General features: G+C 60.6%; 17 protein-coding genes and 1 pseudogene. 8 read left to right on the forward strand and 10 right to left on the reverse strand.

Annotation, left to right across the window (positions count from 1 at the left end; genetic code table 11):
* Window positions 1-95: 95 nt before the first annotated feature.
* The 3 genes from cgtA to rplU form a co-directional block, all read right to left on the reverse strand.
* A complete protein-coding gene (gene cgtA / locus ABVN20_RS09790; RefSeq protein ID WP_368555432.1) occupies window positions 96-1322 on the reverse strand; it encodes an Obg family GTPase CgtA in 1227 nt (408 codons plus the stop codon).
* A gap of 195 nt (window positions 1323-1517) precedes the next feature.
* Window positions 1518-1775, reverse strand: a complete 258-nt coding sequence (gene rpmA / locus ABVN20_RS09795) for a 50S ribosomal protein L27 (protein ID WP_003281574.1) — start codon at window positions 1773-1775, stop codon at window positions 1518-1520.
* Between the two features lie 35 nt (window positions 1776-1810).
* The gene (gene rplU / locus ABVN20_RS09800) at window positions 1811-2125 is read right to left on the reverse strand and encodes a 50S ribosomal protein L21 (protein WP_007950961.1); all 315 of its coding nucleotides are present in this window, start codon (window positions 2123-2125) and stop codon (window positions 1811-1813) included.
* Between the two features lie 239 nt (window positions 2126-2364).
* Between rplU and ABVN20_RS09805 the strand changes: the two genes are divergently transcribed.
* From ABVN20_RS09805 to ABVN20_RS09815, 3 genes are all read left to right on the forward strand, one after another.
* Window positions 2365-3333: a polyprenyl synthetase family protein gene (locus ABVN20_RS09805; protein ID WP_368555433.1), complete on the forward strand. Its 969-nt coding sequence runs from the start codon at window positions 2365-2367 to the stop codon at window positions 3331-3333.
* Between the two features lie 190 nt (window positions 3334-3523).
* On the forward strand, window positions 3524-3865 hold the full coding sequence (locus tag ABVN20_RS09810; protein ID WP_368555434.1) for a zinc ribbon domain-containing protein YjdM: 342 nt from the start codon (window positions 3524-3526) through the stop codon (window positions 3863-3865).
* Window positions 3866-4071: 206 nt separating this feature from the next.
* Window positions 4072-4329 carry a hypothetical protein gene (locus tag ABVN20_RS09815; protein ID WP_368555435.1) on the forward strand — a complete coding sequence of 86 codons (258 nt, stop codon included), beginning with the start codon at window positions 4072-4074 and terminating at the stop codon, window positions 4327-4329.
* Window positions 4330-4489: 160 nt separating this feature from the next.
* Here the strand turns inward: ABVN20_RS09815 and ABVN20_RS09820 are convergent, their stop codons facing one another.
* The 3 genes from ABVN20_RS09820 to ABVN20_RS09830 all read right to left on the reverse strand — a co-directional run bounded on the left by ABVN20_RS09820 (window position 4490) and on the right by ABVN20_RS09830 (window position 6128).
* The gene (locus tag ABVN20_RS09820; RefSeq protein WP_368555436.1) at window positions 4490-5107 is read right to left on the reverse strand and encodes an FKBP-type peptidyl-prolyl cis-trans isomerase; all 618 of its coding nucleotides are present in this window, start codon (window positions 5105-5107) and stop codon (window positions 4490-4492) included.
* 106 nt (window positions 5108-5213) lie between these two features.
* The gene (locus ABVN20_RS09825; RefSeq protein ID WP_368555437.1) at window positions 5214-5525 is read right to left on the reverse strand and encodes a DUF6482 family protein; all 312 of its coding nucleotides are present in this window, start codon (window positions 5523-5525) and stop codon (window positions 5214-5216) included.
* Between the two features lie 114 nt (window positions 5526-5639).
* On the reverse strand, window positions 5640-6128 hold the full coding sequence (locus ABVN20_RS09830) for a TIGR00645 family protein (RefSeq protein ID WP_368555438.1): 489 nt from the start codon (window positions 6126-6128) through the stop codon (window positions 5640-5642).
* A gap of 159 nt (window positions 6129-6287) precedes the next feature.
* Between ABVN20_RS09830 and ABVN20_RS09835 the strand changes: the two are divergent.
* A pseudogene (locus ABVN20_RS09835) lies at window positions 6288-8116 on the forward strand (hypothetical protein).
* A gap of 9 nt (window positions 8117-8125) precedes the next feature.
* On the opposite strand, the gene ABVN20_RS09840 reads toward ABVN20_RS09835, so the two are convergent.
* On the reverse strand, window positions 8126-8455 hold the full coding sequence (locus ABVN20_RS09840; RefSeq protein WP_368555439.1) for a hypothetical protein: 330 nt from the start codon (window positions 8453-8455) through the stop codon (window positions 8126-8128).
* A gap of 314 nt (window positions 8456-8769) precedes the next feature.
* Window positions 8770-11208: a Lon protease family protein gene (locus tag ABVN20_RS09845; protein WP_368555440.1), complete on the reverse strand. Its 2439-nt coding sequence runs from the start codon at window positions 11206-11208 to the stop codon at window positions 8770-8772.
* A gap of 275 nt (window positions 11209-11483) precedes the next feature.
* Between ABVN20_RS09845 and ABVN20_RS09850 the strand changes: the two genes are divergently transcribed.
* The 4 genes from ABVN20_RS09850 (at window position 11484) to ABVN20_RS09865 (ending at window position 15039) form a co-directional block, all read left to right on the forward strand.
* Window positions 11484-11972, forward strand: coding sequence for a DUF3015 domain-containing protein (locus ABVN20_RS09850; protein ID WP_368555441.1), 489 nt, complete (start codon window positions 11484-11486; stop codon window positions 11970-11972).
* Window positions 11973-12065: 93 nt separating this feature from the next.
* Window positions 12066-13919 carry a DUF4105 domain-containing protein gene (locus ABVN20_RS09855; RefSeq protein WP_368555442.1) on the forward strand — a complete coding sequence of 618 codons (1854 nt, stop codon included), beginning with the start codon at window positions 12066-12068 and terminating at the stop codon, window positions 13917-13919.
* Between the two features lie 198 nt (window positions 13920-14117).
* Complete coding sequence (locus ABVN20_RS09860; RefSeq protein ID WP_368555443.1) at window positions 14118-14474, forward strand: hypothetical protein; 357 nt, start codon at window positions 14118-14120, stop codon at window positions 14472-14474.
* Between the two features lie 70 nt (window positions 14475-14544).
* Complete coding sequence (locus ABVN20_RS09865; protein ID WP_368555444.1) at window positions 14545-15039, forward strand: GreA/GreB family elongation factor; 495 nt, start codon at window positions 14545-14547, stop codon at window positions 15037-15039.
* Here ABVN20_RS09865 and gdhA read toward each other — a convergent pair.
* Both gdhA and ettA read right to left on the reverse strand, forming a co-directional pair.
* Window positions 15036-16373 carry an NADP-specific glutamate dehydrogenase gene (gene gdhA, locus ABVN20_RS09870; protein ID WP_368555445.1) on the reverse strand — a complete coding sequence of 446 codons (1338 nt, stop codon included), beginning with the start codon at window positions 16371-16373 and terminating at the stop codon, window positions 15036-15038. The genes ABVN20_RS09865 and gdhA overlap by 4 nt on opposite strands.
* A gap of 360 nt (window positions 16374-16733) precedes the next feature.
* Complete coding sequence (gene ettA / locus ABVN20_RS09875) at window positions 16734-18398, reverse strand: energy-dependent translational throttle protein EttA (RefSeq protein ID WP_368555446.1); 1665 nt, start codon at window positions 18396-18398, stop codon at window positions 16734-16736.
* Window positions 18399-18492 lie beyond the last annotated feature (94 nt).

Here is an 18492-nt window from a genome sequence, read left to right on the forward strand (position 1 = left end):
CCCGTAACGTTATTCGTGTCTACCAGTTCCCAGATACGATTTCCAGATACTAAAACGCCGCTCGATTGAGCGGCGCTTCAGTTTATCGCAACACGTCAGTCGCGCACGTAAATGATTTCCGGACCATCGTCATCATCCACGTCTTCTTCGTCCCAGTCGTCATCGTCGCCGATGTCGTGGACCGACTTCACGCCGCTGCGACGCAGGGCACGCTGGTCATCCAGAGCCTGCAACTGCGCGCGCGCTTCGTCTTCGATGCGCTGATCGAGATCGGACAGCTCTTCCTGATAGGCCGGGTCGTTCGCCAGGCGATCGGCGCGGTCTTCCATGTAGCGCATGATGTCGTGGCACAGGCGCTCGGTGCCGAGCTTGGAGATTGCCGAGATCACGTAGACAGGACCGGTCCACTCCAGGCGATCGACGATTTCCTTGACGCGCGCATCGTGCTCTTCTTCAAGGATCTGGTCGCACTTGTTCAGCACCAGCCAGCGATCACGCTCAGCCAGAGACGGGCTGAACTTGGTCAGCTCGCTGACGATCACTTCGGCCGCATCCGGTGCACTGCTTTCATCCAGCGGCGCCATGTCCACGAGGTGCAGAAGCAGACGGGTACGCGCCAGGTGCTTGAGGAAACGGATACCCAGGCCGGCACCATCGGAAGCGCCTTCGATCAAGCCGGGAATGTCGGCGATCACAAAGCTTTTCCAGCGATCCACGGAAACCACACCGAGGTTCGGCACCAGGGTGGTGAACGGGTAGTCGGCAACTTTCGGCTTGGCGGCCGACACCGAACGGATGAAGGTACTTTTACCGGCGTTCGGCAGACCCAGCAGGCCCACGTCCGCCAGCACTTTCATTTCCAGCTTGAGATCACGCTGCTCGCCCGGCTTGCCTGGCGTGGTCTGGCGTGGCGCCCGGTTGGTACTGGATTTGAAGCGGGTATTACCCAGGCCGTGCCAGCCGCCGTGGGCAACCAGCAACTTCTGGCCAGCCTTGGTCAGGTCGCCGATGACTTCCTGAGTGGCGGAGTCGATCACGGTGGTGCCAACCGGCACGCGCAGCACCAGCTCCTCACCCTTCTTGCCGGTGCAGTCGGTGCTGCCGCCGTTGGAGCCACGCTCAGCATCGAAGTGCCGGGTGTAACGGTAGTCCACCAGGGTGTTGAGGTTTTCGTCGGCGATCATGTAGACCGAGCCACCGTCACCACCGTCGCCGCCGTTCGGGCCACCGTTCTCAATGAATTTCTCGCGACGGAAGCTCATGCAACCGTTGCCGCCGTCACCGGCCTTTACTCGAATGGATACTTCATCAACAAACTTCATAACACAACGCCTCTCGCCGTACGGACGAGCCGAAAAAATCCAGACATAAGACTCTTGCAAAAATGAGCGTAGCGACCTCGATCACCGAGCGCGAATCCAGCGCGCCGACAGCCCATACAAACAGTTTTGCAAGAGACTCACCCCACAAACGAAAAAGCCCCGTCGCGAGACAGGGCTTTTCCAGCGAGTGCGCAATTAAGCTGCGACTACGCTCACGTAACGACGACCGAAGGCGCCTTTTACTTCGAACTTGATCACGCCTTCGACTTTAGCGAAGAGGGTGTGATCTTTACCCATGCCAACGCCGTAGCCAGCGTGGAATTGGGTGCCGCGCTGACGCACGATGATGTTGCCTGCTTTGATAGCCTGGCCGCCATACATCTTCACGCCAAGGCGTTTGGCTTCTGAGTCGCGACCGTTACGGGTACTACCACCAGCTTTTTTGTGTGCCATGAGTTCAATTCTCCTAGTGAGGAATTAGGCTGAAATTAAGCCTGAATACCGGTGATTTTGATCTCGGTGTACCACTGGCGGTGGCCCATACGCTTCATGTGGTGCTTACGGCGGCGGAACTTGATGATGCGGACTTTATCGTGACGACCTTGGGAGATCACTTCAGCCACAACGGTAGCGCCAGCAACAACTGGAGCACCGATATTCACGTCGTCGCCATTAGCAACCAACAGAACGCGATCAAAGGTAACGGATTCGCCGGTAGCGACTTCCAGTTTTTCGATCTTCAGGTATTCACCTGGGGCGACTTTGTACTGCTTGCCGCCAGTAACGATTACTGCATAAGACATGGTATTTCTCCGATAATCCTGCTCACCCAGCTCTTTATAGGAAGAGGTATTGGCTGGCATGGCTGCATTGGGCTGGAAGGCCCGTTGCAATTGCGTAAGGCAGGTGCTGCCCAGGAAGTTCAGGGTGCGCGATTGTACGCAAGGCACGGGCGCCTTGCAATAGGCCGTCCATCGCGCCTTGACAGGCCCGGACGTGGGTCCTAGCATGCCGCGCAACCCTTCTGGAGCGACTGTCGCTGATGCAACCCCAAGCTTTCTACCGCGCGGTGGCGGACGATTTTAGCGCCGTTGACGACATCATCAAGAAGCAGCTGACTTCCCGAGTGCCGCTGGTGTCGAAAATCGGCGACTACATTACCTCGGCTGGCGGCAAGCGTCTGCGTCCTTTATTGGTGCTGCTGTGCGGCAAGGCCCTCGGCCGCGAAGGCGACGACCTGCGCCTGCTGGCCGCCACCATCGAATTCCTGCACACCGCCACCCTGCTGCATGACGATGTGGTCGACATGTCCGGCATGCGCCGTGGCCGCTCGACCGCCAACGCCATGTGGGGCAACGCGCCCAGCGTGCTGGTGGGCGACTTCCTGTACTCGCGCTCCTTCGAAATGATGGTCGAGCTGGGCTCCATGCCGGTGATGAAGATCCTTTCGCAGGCCACGCGCATCATCGCCGAAGGCGAAGTACTGCAGTTGTCGAAGGTGCGTGACGCCAGCACCACCGAAGAAACCTACATGGAAGTCATCCGCGGCAAGACCGCGATGCTCTTCGAAGCTTCGACCCACAGCGCCGCGGCCCTGTGCCAAGCAACGCCTGAGCAGGCCGAAGCCCTGCGCACTTTCGGCGATCACCTGGGCGTGGCCTTCCAACTGGTCGACGACCTGCTGGACTACAAGGGCGACGCGGACACCCTGGGCAAGAACGTCGGCGACGACCTGGCCGAAGGCAAGCCCACCCTGCCGTTGATCTACACCATGCGCGAAGGCACGCCGGAACAGGCTGCCCTGGTGCGCCAGGCGATCCAGAAAGGCGGTATCGAAGACCTCGAAAGCATCCGTGCCGCCGTGGAAGCCTCGGGCTCGCTGGACTACACCGCCCAACTGGCCCGTGACTACGTCGCCCGCGCCATCAAATGCCTCGAAGCGCTGCCTGCCAGCGAATATCGCGATGCGCTGGTGGAATTGAGCGAGTTCGCGGTCGCGCGTACGCATTGATCCTGCCGCCTGCATAGGTGAACCCGTGGGAGCGAGCCTGCTCGCGATAGCGTCCTGTCAGACAACACTTATTGCCTGATAGACCTTTCGCGAGCAGGCTCGCTCCCACAGGCATTTGCGTTATGCCACGCTCGAACAAAAACCCTATACAATGTGCGCTTTTTAGCGATCCTGAAACCAAGGAGCTTTAGTGAGCACGTTGCCACCCTGCCCGAAATGCAATTCCGAATACACCTACGAAGACGGCGCCCAGCTGATCTGCCCGGAGTGCGCCCACGAATGGTCCGCCAGCGGTGAAGCAGAAGCTTCGTCCGATGACGCCGTGAAAAAGGATTCGGTGGGCAACGTCCTGCAGGACGGCGACACCATCACCGTGATCAAGGACCTCAAGGTCAAGGGCACGTCGCTGGTAGTCAAGGTCGGCACCAAGGTCAAGAACATCCGCCTGTGCGATGGAGACCACGACATCGACTGCAAGATCGACGGTATCGGCCCGATGAAGCTCAAATCCGAGTTCGTCAGAAAGGTCTGATCCTTTCGTATTCCATCCCGCGCCCGGCGTGGGATGGAGCTTCGCCCTCCCCCGCCTCCCCCAGTCTTTCCTCGCAATAGCCAAACGCCAGCCGTGTTGACCTGACACAACCTTTACCCGGAAAAAAGCACAAACCGCCAATAGGCCCTTGCTATTTATTGAATAAGAATTATTCTCATTGAACCCAATCAATGGAGATGAGCCCCATGACTTATTTGATCGATGCCTGGCTGGACCGCCCACACCCTTACCTGCGGATCCTGCATCGGGAAACCGGTGAAGTCTGTGCGGTACTTGAAGAGGAAGCCTTGAACGAGCTGCAGGATCAGGGTGACCTGGACGTCAACGGCTTGAGTTCCAGCGAGCCGGTGGTGCTCAAGGAACTGGTGCGCAATCTGTTTCTGTTCTGCTATGCGCGGGCGTTGCGCCCGGCGGGGGATCTCAACGGCAAGTTTCACCCATGAGACACCTCGTTAAACGCTGTAACTGTACCTGTAGGAGCGAGCTTGCTCGCGATGGCGATGGCTCAGACAACAGATCGCTGGCTGAAAGGACGCCATCGTCGGAACGCCGCCCGGAGCAGGCTCGCTCCCACATTAGCCCGTCAACCCGACAGGCTGGGTATTACAGAACGTCGAGCAGTTCGACGTCGAACACCAGTACGCTGTGGGGCGGAATGCTGCCAACGCCTTGAGCGCCGTAAGCCAGTTCGCTCGGCACGTACAGACGCCATTTGCTACCGGCGTTCATCAGTTGCAGGGCTTCGGTCCAGCCAGCGATCACGCCGCCGACCGGGAATTCTGCCGGCTGACCACGCTCGTAGGAGCTGTCGAACACGGAACCGTCGATCAGGGTGCCGTGGTAGTGGGTACGCACGGTGTCTTCACGGGATGGCTTGGCGCCTTCACCGGCGGTCAGCACTTCGAATTGCAGACCGGAAGCCAGGGTGGTGATGCCGTCGCGCTTGGCGTTTTCCGCCAGGAACGCAACGCCTTCTGCGGCAGCGGCTTCAGCCTTGGCTGCAGCTTCAGCCTGCATGATTTCACGGATCACCTTGAAGCTCGCGGACAGTTCTTCCTGACCCACACGGCTTGGCTTACCGGCGAATGCGTCGGTCAGGCCGGCCAGGATCGCGTCCAGGCTCACGCCCGGTGGCGGGTTGTCGCGCAGTTGGTCGCCCAACTGACGGCCAATGCCGTAGCTGACGCGGGTTTCGTCGGTGGACAGATTTACTTCAGACATGACACTGCTCCGCTGTGCGGGCGACCGTGGGTTTGCCGCGCATGCACAGCTACCCCGGAGCGCCCGGAACCAAAAAGGGTCAGCAGACTAGCACAGATGAGGCGTATCAGTGATGCCAGGCGGAACCGAAGCCCAGTGGCACCTTCAGGCAATCTTCCTCGCCTGCCGCCATGCCGCACATTTCATCCTGGACCGAGGTGTGCACCAGGTTCAGTGGCAGGTCAGGAAAGGAGCGCAGCACCTCACGCGCGTGCTCGATCGAACGCAGGTGGTACATCTGGCCACGGGCATCGCTCAGCGGGTAGGCCGCACCGTGCATGCGCGCCTCGATCAGGTAGATCCCGCCTTCCAGCGAGAGCACGTTCAGCTCTTCGACCTTTCCGGCGATGGCATAAGCATGTAGTTCTTCAAAGTTCATGAACGCACCCCACGCACAGGCGAGACAATACTCCTACAGGCATAGGCGTCAGAACATCAAAGTACAAGCCAAAAGCGCCACCGCTGGTCTGTTTCAAGCGGTGGCGCCTGCCAATCAGTGCTTGGTGACCTTGTCCAGGTAACCCATGGCGAACGCCGAGACCACGAAGGTCATGTGAATGATCACGTACCACATCAGGTGCTCGGGATCGACGTTCTTGGCGTCCATGAAGATGCGCAGCAGGTGAATGGACGAAATCGCCACGATGGACGCCGCGACCTTCATCTTCAACGAAGACGAGTCCATGGTGCCCAGCCAGTTGAGCTTTTCCTTGGAGTCATTGATGTCCAACTGCGACACGAAGTTTTCGTAGCCGGAAATCATTACCATCACCAGCAAACCGCCCACCAGTGCCATGTCGATCAGCGACAGCAGGACCAGGATCAGGTCCGACTCGGCCATCGAGAACACGTTGGGGATGACGTGAAAGACTTCCTGGAAGAATTTCAGTGCCAGCGCCAGCAAGCCGAGGGACAGGCCGAAGTAGATCGGCGCCAGCAGCCAGCGGGAGGCGTACATTGCATTTTCGATAAAGCGTTCCATTGAATCTCACACGTGGGTTGGAAATGGCCGCGAGTATACCAGTCGCCTGTTACACCCAGAAACCGTCGGGAAATCCGCGACCTGCACGTGTATGACAAGGTTTTTCTGCTAGTGTCCAAACCATTGACAGCCAAGTGATATCAGACAGGAAGACTGGAAATGGATGGGCGAGTGCCGTTGAGGAGCCTTGGGATTTGTCTGACCTTGCTGATGGGCGGCTGCTCCCCCGGTGATGAGCACGCCAGGTCAGCCTGGAAGAAAAGACCGCGCAGTTCGAAACGGCTCTGGAGTCGATTCACGACCCCAAACTCAAGGATGCCGTGACCGAGCTGGGCAGCTCGCTGCTATTGCTCGAACGTGCGCAACTCAAGCTCGACAGCAAACCGGTGGAAACCGAATACGGCGAGGACATTCTTGCCGTGCTCAAGCACTACCCCACGCCCCAAGCGCTGGTCGACACCTACATCAACGGCCTGATCGTGCTGCACAAGGATTCCAGCTCCGATTACCTGACCGACCTGCAACCGCTGTTCCCCTTCAACTTCGATCTCCCCGCCGGGTTCCTCTTCCCCCACGGGGTGGAATGGCAATCGGTGACCCTGAGCAACAAACGCGTGATTGCGTTTCAGCCGGAATGGTCGGAAACCGATCCAGGCATTCAACTGAGCCCATCGAGTTCGAACGTGACCAACCCCGACGACCTCACGGTGACCTACCCTTTCATCGAGGGCCTGGAGGTGCAGAACCAGCACCAGCCACAACCGGTCAGCCTGAAAGGCAAGGTAGAGGTCATCGCACCGCGTCGGCTCTACAGCTTCGAGCTGACCAGCAAGGACATCGGCCAGACCCGCAGCAACGAAAACCTGAGCGTCACCCTGCTGAGCCTGACCAACAACTACGCGGAAATCGCATACCACAACAGCGCACCGTTGGCTCCGGAGGTCGCCGAGACACCCGTGGTCCCGCTGATCGTCCAGGCCAGGGACACCACCGGGCAATTTCTTTCGCGCTCGGGCTCGATCAACCAGAGCGCCGCACAAATTGCCTTCTACCACCAGCAACTGACCCGGATGCAGAAGGAGAAGGCCTGGAGCGAGGCCCTGGAAAAACAACTCGAAGAAGAGCAGCAGGCCTTCGAGAAACAGCAGAAGAACCTGTACTCCAAGGTGTATTTCAACGGCCCGATCGACCGCCTCGAAGTCAGCCTGCTGGACTTCTCGAGCGCCACGGTGACACGCAGAGAGCTCGACCTGCCGGTCCGCCGCTTCGATCAGCACACCACCGAAAAAGCCATCCAGCCGCTGACACTGCCCGTGGTGGTGTACGACGATCAGGCTCCCCTATGGCTCAAAGGCGCGACACTGAGCGAAGAGCAACTGAAAAAAAGCGTCAGCATCCGGCAATCGGTCGAGGAGCCAAGCGCCGCGCTGATCGAGTTCGACCACACCCGCACCTTCAATGACGAGATGCTGGGGACCTCTTTCAACCCTGGCGACAGCCCGGTCACGTTCTTCACCGAGGACAGCAGCGGCAAACGCGACGAGCCCATTGAGTTACCGGAAGAGGCCTACCAAATTGATCCTCTGCGCGGCCTCATTACTTACGACTTGAACCTGTTCGCACAAACGCCGGCCTATGCCGTGGGCTCAATGCCGATGTTCCTGGCCACAGTGGACAAAAACACCTTCGAGGCTCACGCACTGCCCCACGGGCTGGAGTTCAAGGGCAATGCGCTGGTGGTGGACCTGAAACGGTTCCCCGCCCAGGACTGGCGCTTTTTCGTCAGTGACGACAGCGGCCATTATCTCAAGGAAATTCTCTCGGTCAGCCATGACGCGAGCACGGAAGGCCCGGCGTTGTTCGGCGTACATTACTTCTACGGCCAGCCGACCCGACTGGAAACCTACCAGCGAACCGACCTCACCACCGTGCAATACGGTTTCGAGGTCAAGCTCGACAAGGCCGACCTTTCCAACCTCGCCCAATGATCCTGTCGATCAGGACGGAAAGCCGCCCTGGTTACGGCAGCGTCCGCCGTTGATTTCCCGCAACTGGGCTTGCAGGTGCAGGCACCAGATCTGCGGGTCGTCCGCCAGCTCGTAACCGTGCAGGGTCAGGCTTTCGACAATGGTGTCGAGGATCGACTCCGCTGCAAAGGGTCCGGGAAACGGCCCCTGGGCTTTGATGGCTGAAGGTTGTTCGCCGGCCATTCCGGCGGCGAAGAGCAGGGTCCACATGCCCGTATCCCCCGCCAAAGGGCGGATGGCACATTCGATACGGGTCACAAGGCCCAGGCATTGACGGGTGAGGCAGAGGTTGCGCGACATGGCGGCGACCCTCGGTAGATCCGCTGTTCAACTCCCCCGGGGAGCTGTCTCGATCCAGTGATGACTCTCCTTATCCTTGAGCTGAGGATAGAAGAAAAGTTCGACCCGCATGCTCACCGAGACCAGAAGGCGCCGAATGGTCATTGTGTGAATTTTGACGTCAGGGTGATGGCACTTTTCAGCGCAGATCAGAAGCAATTGTGGGAGCGAGCCTGCTCGCGATGAGGATGTGTCAGACACGATGATGTCGGCTGACACTCCCTCATCGCGAGCAAGCCCGCTCCCACAGGGTATTGCGTTGACCTCAGGTGCGGTTACGCCGGCTTCGCCTCCGCCAGCGCTTCCTGTGCCGCTTCCTTCTCGGCTTCCTTGAGGTCTTCTTCGCTGATCATCTCGGCGATCACACGCAGGCGCTCGACCACTCGCGCGTTGACGCTGCCTTCCGGGAACTCGCCGTTCTCATCCGGCGCACCGGCTGGCTCGCCCACCAGCAGGCTCAGGGCCTCGTCTGCCTGGCGCACCGCGTAGACGTGGAACTGCCCGGCGCGCACCGCCGCCAGCACTTTCTCGTCGAGCATCAGCGTGGCGACGTTGGCGTGAGGGATGATCGCCCCCTGCTCGCCCGTCAGCCCGCGTGCTTCGCAGAGACGGAAGAAGCCTTCGATCTTCTCGTTGACCCCGCCCACCGCCTGCACTTCACCGAACTGGTTGATGGAGCCGGTGATCGCAAAACACTGCTTGAGCGGCGTCTTCGACAAGGCCGAGATCAACGTGCAGGCCTCACCCAGCGATGCACTGTCGCCATCGACGTAACCGTAGGACTGCTCCAGGGCGATACTCGCGGAAATCGCCAGCGGGAATTCCTGAGCGTAGCGGCTGCCCAGGTACCCGGTCAGGATCATCACGCCCTTGGAGTGAATCGGCTGGCCGAGGTTGACCTCGCGCTCGATGTCGACGATGCCGCTGCCACCGGGGTAGACCGTGGCGGAGATCCGCGCCGGCACCCCGAAGGCCGAGTCACCGACCTCCAGCACCGTCAGCCCGTTGCACTTGCCGACGGCCGCGCCATCGGTGTCGATCAGGATGATCCCAGCCAGCATGTCGTCGAGAATCCGTGCCGAGACGCGCCCGGTGCGGGTGGCCTTGGCCTTGAGCGCGCGCTCGATGTGCCCGGCGTCGGTCATTTCGTCGCCGGCCAGGTGACGGATGAAATCCGCCTCGCTGACCAGCTGGAACAGATCACCGATACGTGCCGACAAACGCCCCTGGTGCTCAGCCAGCCGCGCGCTGTAAGTGGCCAGGCGCGCCACCGCATCGGCGGTCAGCGGTGCCATGCCTTCTTCGGAAGTGCGGGTTTTCAGCAACTGCGCGAATTGCTCCAGGCTCTCGTCGACCATCGGGATGTCTTCGTCGAAATCCACCAGGACCCGGAACATCTCCTGGAAGTCCGGATCGAGGTCCTGCAGCGTGTAGTACAGCTGGCGCGCACCGATGATGATGACTTTGACCTGCAACGGAATGTGTTGCGGCGTCAGGGTCACCGTGGCGATACGCCCCAGCTCGCCCAGTGGCGATTCCATCTTCAGCTTGCGCGATTGCAGGGCGCGCTTGAGCGCATCCCACACGAATGGCTCACCGAGCATTTTTTCCGCTTCAAGAATCAGGAAGCCGCCATTGGCGCGGTGCAAGGCCCCCGGACGCAACTGCCGATAGGTGGTGTAGAGCGCGCCCTGATCCGTGCTGTACTCGATGCGACCAAACAAATTCTCGTAGGTCGGGTGCGGCTCGAACACCACCGGCGCGCCGCCGCTGGCCGAATGCCCCACCACCAGGCTTGGCGCATATTGCTCTTCGAGCATTTTGCGCGCCACGGCGTCGGCCTTACTGTCGTCCACCAGTTGCTCGACCACGGTCTTGAGCAGGTAGACCTGCATCGCTTGCAGGTAGCCGCACACCGCCGCGTTCTCGGCGTATTTCTCCGACAACGGCGCAAGCAACGGCTGCAAGGCCAGGGTGATGGTTTCTTCGTTGAGGTGGCGCAGTTGATTGCTCGACTCACGCTTCCACTGCGGCAGGCTGGCGAGTTCTTCGTTGAGGCGCTCTTCGAGGGCGGAAATGTCGTCATGGAAGCGTTCGCGATCCGCTTCCGGCAGTTGGGCGAATTCCGCTTCATCCAGGGCTTTGCCGTCCAGCATCGGGGTGAACGCGATGTTGCTGGCATCGCGGTACAGCGCGACGTCCTTCTCCAGCGCCAGGCGCTCGATGACGTCCAGGGCCTTGTCGTAGCGCTGGTTGAAGGCGCGGTCGATGCCGCTTTTCTTCTGCTGGTAGGACGGGTGCTCGAACACCGCCGGGAAGGTCGCCAGCAGGTTGTCGATCAAGCCGTTGATGTCGCCGATGAACGCGCCGGCGCTGCCCGACGGCAACTCCAGGGCACGGGGCTCGCGCGGCTCGTCGAAGTTGTTGACGTAGACCCAGTCCGACGGGGTCTGCAAACGCTTGCCTTCGGCCTTCAGGTAGCGTTTGACGAACGAGAACCGGCCGGTGCCGGGTTCGCCCATGACGAATACGTTGTAACCGGGGCGCGGCATGGCCACGCCGAACTGCAAGGCTTCGACCGCACGTTCCTGGCCAAGCACACCGCGGAAGGGCTCCAGATCATTGGTGGTAGAGAAGCTGAACTGTTCAGCGGAAAACGGACGAGTCAGCGCTTCAGGCGGCAGACGCAGGCTGGCAGCAACAGGATCAGGCATCGGGCTTCCTTACATCAGGCGGGGCAGATAGCGGCATTCTGGCGCTGCCCATGCCCCACTGGCAAGGCGCGCCTTGTGCCAAAGCATAGCCAACCGTTCGCCCCCAGGCGGGCCGGCTCCAAATCCGTGTTTGCAACGAATATTTTGCAAAAAACAACGGAACCCCGGGATCGTGCCTAAACTCCAAACTGCGCGACTGGAACAATAACCGGTCCACTGGCGCCAGTTCGGGCCAAACCCTTGTCCATTGGTATGCACATAAAGAGAACAAAGCTATGAAACGGATTCTTCTCGGTACTCTCTTCACCGCTGTATCCCTCAACGCCATGGCACAAGCGCCAGGCGGCCCGGATTGCGGTTGGGGCAACATGCTGTTCGAAGGTCAGCGTGGTACTCCGGCTCACTTCCTGGCATCCACCACCAACGGCACTTCCGGCAACGCAACGTTCGGTATGACCTCCGGCACCAACGGTTGCTCGACCAATGCGTCGCTGACCTATGGCGGCAAATCCTGGTTCGCCATGAATGGCATGATGAACGAGCTGTCCGAAGACATGGCCAAAGGTAACGGCGAAGCGCTGACAACCTACGCCGTGGTACTGGGCGTGGCGCCGGAGGACCGTGCGCACTTCGCCGCCGTGACTCACGAGCACTTCCAGCAGATCTTCAGCAAGGCTGACGTGACCGCTGAAGACGTGCATACCAACACCCTGGCCGTCCTGAAGAACGATCCGCGTCTGGCCAAGTACGCTACTCAGGCTTAAGCTCGAGCCGCCCGTTCCTTTTGGGGAGCGGGCTTTATTTTTTTGACCTGCCCCTCTTTGGGTCTTTGTTTTTTCGACTTTAAGTTGCCCACTATGCTCAAACGCCTTGCCTGGCTGGCGCTGTGTGCCTGCGCCCCGCTGTCCGCCGCGCCTCACCTCGACCATCAACGTTTGCAGCAACTGGCCAACGACCCTTTCTGGATTTCCATAGGCCATTACGAAACCGCCAAACTCGGCGGCTGGCGCAGCTATGTCAGCGACAGCAAGTTCTTCCTGGCGCCCGACGGTAACGAACACCCCGACCGCGAACTGGCGGCGACCGTAGAGGCGCTGTATGCCCCGGCCAGTGCCGGCGAGCAGCATGCCCAGTGCGTGTACCCGTCGCGCACCCGCTGGCTGAAGGCGCAACTCAACCTGACCGACCTGCCGGCGCCTGACTGCGCCGAGTTCAAGAAATGGTTCAAGGATGTCTCGCCCCACAGCGCGGTGATGATTTTCCCGGCGGCCTACCTCAACAGCCCGTCGTCGATGTTCGGCCACACCCTGCTGCGCATCGACCAGGCGGACGTGCAGAACGACAAGACCTCGCTGCTCAGCTACGCGATCAACTTCGGCGCCTACATCGAAGGTTCGGACAACAGCATCCTGTACGCCTGGAAAGGCTTGATGGGCGGTTATCCGGGGCTGTTCGCGCTGGTGCCCTACCAGGAAAAACTCTCGGAGTACCGCAGCCTGGAAAACCGCGACCTGTGGGAGTACCGGTTGAACCTGACACCACAGGAAACCGAGCGCATGGTCGAGCACGTCTGGGAGCTGAAGCAGATCAAGTTCGACTACTTCTTCTTCGATGAAAACTGCTCCTACCGCCTGCTGGAACTGTTGCAGGTGGCGCGCCCGAGCCTGCGCCTGACCGAACAATTCCCCCTGACCGCCATTCCCACCGACACCGTGAAAGCGGTGAAGGACGCAGGCCTGGTGGAGTCGATCCAGTACCGGCCATCACGCGAGCGCGAATTGCTCAGCCGCGCCGAGGCGCTGGACCCGGAAGAACAGCAATGGGTGCTGAAGGTCAGCGCCGATCAGAAACAATTGCAGGATCCCGCGTTCAAGGCCCTGCCCCGGGCACGCCAGGCGCTGATCATCGACGCCGCCTACCGCCTGGAACGCTACCGCGCCAACGGCCAGGAGCGTGACCCGCAACGGGCCCAGCGCAGTTTCGAGCTGCTGCGGGCGATCAACCAGAACCCGGCGCCGGAGCTGGACATCGCGCAACCCGGCCTGCCCGAGGACGGTCATGAATCCCGCACCTGGCAAGCCGGCCTCGGCACCCGCGGCGACAAGGCTTTTGGCGAGTACGGCCTGCGCATGGCCTATCACGACCTCAACGACAATGCCGAGAGCTTCCCCCTGGGCGCGCAGATCGAAATCCTGCAAATGAAACTGCGCCAGTACGAGGGCAACGAGTGGCAATTGCAGCAACTGGACTTGGCGACCATCCGCTCCCTGACGCCGCGCAACGAGCTGCTGCAACCGCTGTCATGGCAAGTGACCGGCGGCCTGGAGCGGGTGCCTGGCAAGCATGACGATGAAACACTGGTCAGCCACGTCAACGGTGGCGGTGGCGGCACCTGGCAACTGAGCGAAGACATGCTCGGGTTTGCCCTGGGCACCGTGCGCGTGGAGCACAACAACGATTTTGCCGAATTCATCTCGCCCGCTGCCGGTTTCAACAGCGGCCTGCTGTGGAAAAACCCGCTGGGCAATTTCAGCCTGGAGGCCAAGGGCGACTTTTTCACCAATGGCGAAGTACGCCGTAGCCTGAGCCTGAACCAGCAGTGGGAGCTGTCGCGCAACCTGGGCCTGCGCCTGAGCGCCCAGCGCGAGTTCAGCCACCTGGCCACCCCGGAAAACGAGGTGATGCTTGAGGTGAAGTGGTATCACTATTAAGAATTTTGCCCCTGACCCTGTAGGAGCGAGCTTGCTCGCGATGGCGGTCGATCAGGCGCTCAATGATGTCTGAACGGACGCTATCGCGAGCAAGCTCGCTCCTACAGGGAAATCAGCATTCAACGGATCCATCACACCCCTTTCACGAATGGCTCACGAACCGGCGCCTAGACTTGCTTCATTAGCCGGGAGTCGATGATGTGGCGTTGTGCAGCGGTAGTGGGTGTGTTGATGTTGATCGCGGGGTGCCAGACGACCCACGAAGATTTGATTGCCAGGGGTTATCCACCGGCGTTCGCCGACGGTTTCGATGACGGTTGCAGCAGCGGGCGCCAGGCGGCTGGGGCGATCAGTGGCGAGTTTCGCAAGAATGTCCCGCGCTACCTCAAGGACGCGCAATACGCCGAAGGCTGGAGCGATGGCTTTCGCCAGTGCCAGGCCATGCGCGAGAGCCAGGACCGCGAGGACTATTACAGCCGTCATTGGGACGAGCGGGACAAGGCCTGGCAGCAGCAGAAAGACCAGGACACCGCCCGGGCATTTCGCTCGCAATGAGTCGCTATCAGACATCCATTGAAACCAATAGCCTGTGACCATGGCCCAAACCCTATAACGGGAGGACACCATGAGTCGCGCCTTCGTCAATGAAGATAACGCCGCTGCGCAAGCCGACCAGCCCGTCGAACGGCAGGTCAGCGCGCAGCCCAATTACGTTACGCCGGCAGGTCTTGCCCAATTGCAGGCAAAGGTCGCCGAGTTGCAACTGCGCCACGGCGAGCAGTCGGCCAAGGGTGAACAGGCCGACAAGCAACGCTTGGCCGACCTGGAGCGCGACCTGCGTTACTTCAATCAACGTGTGCAAAGCGCCCAAGTGGTGCCGGCGCCAAGCTCAACGCAAAAAGTGCAGATCGGCAGCCGCGTGACCTTCGCCGACGAGCATGACACCGAAAGGACCGTGCAACTTGTCGGCGAGGACCAGGCCGACGCGACCGCCGGCCTGATCAACTGGGGCTCGCCGCTGGGGCGGGCGCTGCTCGGGGCGCAACTCGGTGACGAGGTGCTGTGGCAACGCCCGGCCGGTGATCAGACGATCGAGATCATCCGCATCGAGCCGGCTTAAACCACGCCCTGGGCGAGCATGGCGTCGGCGACCTTGACGAAACCGGCGATGTTCGCGCCCTTGACGTAGTTGATCCGGCCATTCTCTTCGCCGTAATGCACGCAGGCATGGTGGATCGACTGCATGATCGCGTGCAGCTTGCTGTCCACTTCGCCACCGGTCCACAGCAGGCGCATGGCGTTCTGCGACATTTCCAGGCCGCTGACCGCGACACCGCCAGCGTTGGAGGCCTTGCCCGGCGCAAACAGGATGCCGGCCTCGATGAACAGGTCCACGGCGTCCAGGGTGGTCGGCATGTTCGCGCCTTCAGCCACGCACACGCAGCCGTTACGCAGCAGCGTGCGCGCGGCGTCGGCATCCAGCTCGTTCTGGGTCGCGCAGGGCAGCGCGATGTCGCACGGCAGCTCCCACGGGCACTGGCCGGCACGGAACTCCAGGCCGAACGCCGCGGCCAGCTCGCTGATGCGCCCGCGCTTGACGTTTTTCAGCTCCAGCAGCGCCAGCCATTGCTCCTCGGTCAAACCGGTCTCGCAGTACAGCGTGCCTTCGGAGTCGGACAGCGAAATCACCTTGCCGCCCAGGTCCATGACTTTGCGCGCCGCGTACTGCGCCACGTTGCCGGAACCGGAGATCGCCACGCGCTTGCCTTCGACGGCCTGGCCGCTGCGCTTGAGCATTTCCTCGGCGAAATACACACAGCCGAAACCGGTGGCTTCCGGGCGAATCAGGCTGCCGCCGTAGCTGGGGCCCTTGCCGGTCAGCACGCTGGTGAACTGGTTGCTCAGGCGCTTGTACTGGCCGAACAGGAAACCGATTTCGCGGGCACCGACGCCGATGTCACCGGCCGGCACGTCAACGTCGGCGCCGATGTGGCGGTACAACTCGCTCATGAAGGCCTGGCAGAAGCGCATGACTTCAGCATCGCTCTTACCTTTCGGATCGAAGTCCGAACCGCCCTTGCCGCCGCCCATGGGCAACGAGGTCAGCGAGTTCTTGAAGGTCTGCTCGAACGCGAGAAATTTCAGCACACCGAGGTTGACCGACGGGTGGAAGCGCAAACCGCCCTTGTACGGACCGATGGCGCTGTTCATCTGCACGCGGAAGCCGCGGTTGACCTGCACCTTGCCCGCATCATCGACCCAGGACACGCGGAACGTGATCGCCCGCTCCGGCTCGCAGATGCGCTCCAGGATGCCGGAGGTCAGATAATGCGGATTGGCCTCCAGAAACGGCCACAGGCTACGCAGGACTTCTTCCACCGCCTGGTGGAATTCCGGCTGGTCCGGGTCGCGTTTTTTCAGTCGGGCAAGGAAGGAGTCGACGGATTCGATCATGGAAAAGTCTCGGCACATTTGTTGTCATTGGGCCGGACTGTAACAAAGGATTCACGCACTGGAACAGCGCAAAATGTCGCAGTTATGAAATTAAATGGTGCATTTGTATAAATTGATTGGGGTTTTCAGGAGTTTTTGCACCAGAAAAAGGAGCTCCGACTTGAGAATTGCACCAGCAGTGACACCGTAATCGCGAGCGGGCTCGCTCCCACAGAGAAGATCCCAATGGTCACAAAATCAAGGCCAAAAGACAGCCTACTGTGGGAGCGAGCCTGCTCGCGATGAATCCACTGCGGTCAAACGGCCAGGCACAAAAAACGGAGCCCGAAGGCTCCGTTTTTTCATGCCACCAACCCGAAATCAGGCCAGTTTCTTGTGCCGTACACGGTGCGGCTGGGCAGCCGCCTCGCCGAGGCGTTTCTTGCGATCGGCTTCGTACTCGGTGTAGTTGCCTTCGAAGAACACCGCTTGCGAGTCGTCTTCGTACGCCAGGATGTGTGTAGCCACGCGGTCCAGGAACCACCGATCGTGGGAGATCACAATGGCGGCGCCCGGGAAGTCCAGCAGGGCTTCTTCCAGGGAACGCAGGGTTTCGACGTCGAGGTCGTTGGACGGTTCGTCGAGCAGCAGGACGTTGCCGCCCTCTTTCAGGGTCAGGGCCAGGTGCAGGCGACCACGCTCACCACCGGACAGGTCCTTGACGAACTTCTGCTGATCGCCGCCCTTGAAGTTGAAGCGACCGACGTAGGTACGCGACGGGATCTCGTAGTTGCCGATGCGGATCTGGTCCGAACCGTCGGAGATCTGCTGGAACACGGTCTTGCTGCCGTCGAGGTCTTCGCGGCTCTGGTCGACGCAGGCCAGTTGCACGGTTTCGCCGATTTCGATGCTGCCCGAATCCGGTGTTTCCTTGCCCATCAGCATGCGGAACAGGGTCGACTTACCGGCACCGTTACCACCGATCACGCCAACGATGGCGCCTTTAGGCATGGCGAACGACAGGTTGTCGATCAGCACGCGATCGCCGTAGCCCTTGGTGACGTTCTTGAATTCGATGACCTTGTCGCCCAGGCGCGGACCGGCCGGGATGTAGATCTCGTTGGTTTCGCTGCGCTTCTGGAATTCCTGCGATTGCATTTCTTCGAAGCGTTGCAGACGAGCCTTGGATTTCGACTGGCGGGCCTTGGCGCCTTTGCGCACCCACTCCAGTTCTTCCTTCATGGCTTTTTCGTGAGCCGATTGCTGCTTGGATTCCTGGGCCAGACGATCGGACTTGGCTTCCAGCCAACCCGAATAGTTGCCCTCGTAAGGAATGCCCGCGCCGCGGTCGAGTTCCAGAATCCAGCCGGCGACGTTGTCCAGGAAGTAACGGTCGTGCGTGATCGCAACCACGGTGCCCGGGAAGTCGTGGAGGAAGTGTTCCAGCCAGGCGACGGAGTCGGCATCCAGGTGGTTGGTCGGTTCGTCGAGCAGCAGCATGTCCGGCGCGGACAGCAGCAGGCGGCACAGGGCCACACGACGTTTTTCACCACCGGACAGGTGCTCGACCTTGGCGTCCCAGGCCGGCAGGCGCAGCGCATCGGCGGCGACTTCCAGCTGGCGCTCCAGGTTGTGGCCGTCGCCCGCCTGCAGGATGGCTTCGAGCTTGGCCTGTTCGGCGGCCAGCTTGTCGAAGTCGGCATCCGGCTCGGCGTAGGCGGCGTAGACCTCATCCAGGCGAGCCTGGGCGTCCTTGATCACGCTGACGGCCTCTTCGACCACTTCACGTACGGTTTTGGTCGGGTCCAGCAGCGGTTCCTGTGGCAGGTAACCGATGTTCAGTTCCGGCATCGGGCGGGCTTCACCTTCGAACTCAGTGTCGACGCCGGCCATGATTTTCAGCAGCGTGGATTTACCCGAACCGTTGAGGCCGAGCACGCCGATCTTGGCGCCAGGGAAGAAGGACAGCGAAATGTTTTTCAGGATTTCCCGCTTCGGCGGAACAACTTTGCCCAGCCGATGCATGGTGAAGACGTATTGAGCCATGGAGAACCTTGGGTCAGTGACTGATAAATGATTGGAGCAGGCGATGCCTGGCCAGGCCGTGCGCGCCGTCGCTTGATGACTATCAATGCCGCGC

Origin of the sequence: Pseudomonas sp. MYb118 (genome assembly GCF_040947875.1) — a bacterium.
Classification (GTDB): domain Bacteria; phylum Pseudomonadota; class Gammaproteobacteria; order Pseudomonadales; family Pseudomonadaceae; genus Aquipseudomonas.

Excerpts from the sequence above, each read along its gene's own strand:
- cgtA (WP_368555432.1), bottom strand. The coding sequence starts at position 1,322 with ATGAAGTTTGTTGATGAAGTATCCATTCGAGTAAAGGCCGGTGACGGC.
- rpmA (WP_003281574.1), bottom strand. The coding sequence starts at position 1,775 with ATGGCACACAAAAAAGCTGGTGGTAGTACCCGTAACGGTCGCGACTCA.
- rplU (WP_007950961.1), bottom strand. The coding sequence starts at position 2,125 with ATGTCTTATGCAGTAATCGTTACTGGCGGCAAGCAGTACAAAGTCGCC.
- ABVN20_RS09805 (WP_368555433.1), top strand. The coding sequence starts at position 2,365 with ATGCAACCCCAAGCTTTCTACCGCGCGGTGGCGGACGATTTTAGCGCC.
- ABVN20_RS09815 (WP_368555435.1), top strand. The coding sequence starts at position 4,072 with ATGACTTATTTGATCGATGCCTGGCTGGACCGCCCACACCCTTACCTG.
- ABVN20_RS09820 (WP_368555436.1), bottom strand. The coding sequence starts at position 5,107 with ATGTCTGAAGTAAATCTGTCCACCGACGAAACCCGCGTCAGCTACGGC.
- ABVN20_RS09825 (WP_368555437.1), bottom strand. The coding sequence starts at position 5,525 with ATGAACTTTGAAGAACTACATGCTTATGCCATCGCCGGAAAGGTCGAA.
- ABVN20_RS09830 (WP_368555438.1), bottom strand. The coding sequence starts at position 6,128 with ATGGAACGCTTTATCGAAAATGCAATGTACGCCTCCCGCTGGCTGCTG.
- ABVN20_RS09840 (WP_368555439.1), bottom strand. The coding sequence starts at position 8,455 with ATGTCGCGCAACCTCTGCCTCACCCGTCAATGCCTGGGCCTTGTGACC.
- ABVN20_RS09845 (WP_368555440.1), bottom strand. The coding sequence starts at position 11,208 with ATGCCTGATCCTGTTGCTGCCAGCCTGCGTCTGCCGCCTGAAGCGCTG.
- ABVN20_RS09850 (WP_368555441.1), top strand. The coding sequence starts at position 11,484 with ATGAAACGGATTCTTCTCGGTACTCTCTTCACCGCTGTATCCCTCAAC.
- ABVN20_RS09855 (WP_368555442.1), top strand. The coding sequence starts at position 12,066 with ATGCTCAAACGCCTTGCCTGGCTGGCGCTGTGTGCCTGCGCCCCGCTG.
- ABVN20_RS09860 (WP_368555443.1), top strand. The coding sequence starts at position 14,118 with ATGTGGCGTTGTGCAGCGGTAGTGGGTGTGTTGATGTTGATCGCGGGG.
- ABVN20_RS09865 (WP_368555444.1), top strand. The coding sequence starts at position 14,545 with ATGAGTCGCGCCTTCGTCAATGAAGATAACGCCGCTGCGCAAGCCGAC.
- gdhA (WP_368555445.1), bottom strand. The coding sequence starts at position 16,373 with ATGATCGAATCCGTCGACTCCTTCCTTGCCCGACTGAAAAAACGCGAC.
- ettA (WP_368555446.1), bottom strand. The coding sequence starts at position 18,398 with ATGGCTCAATACGTCTTCACCATGCATCGGCTGGGCAAAGTTGTTCCG.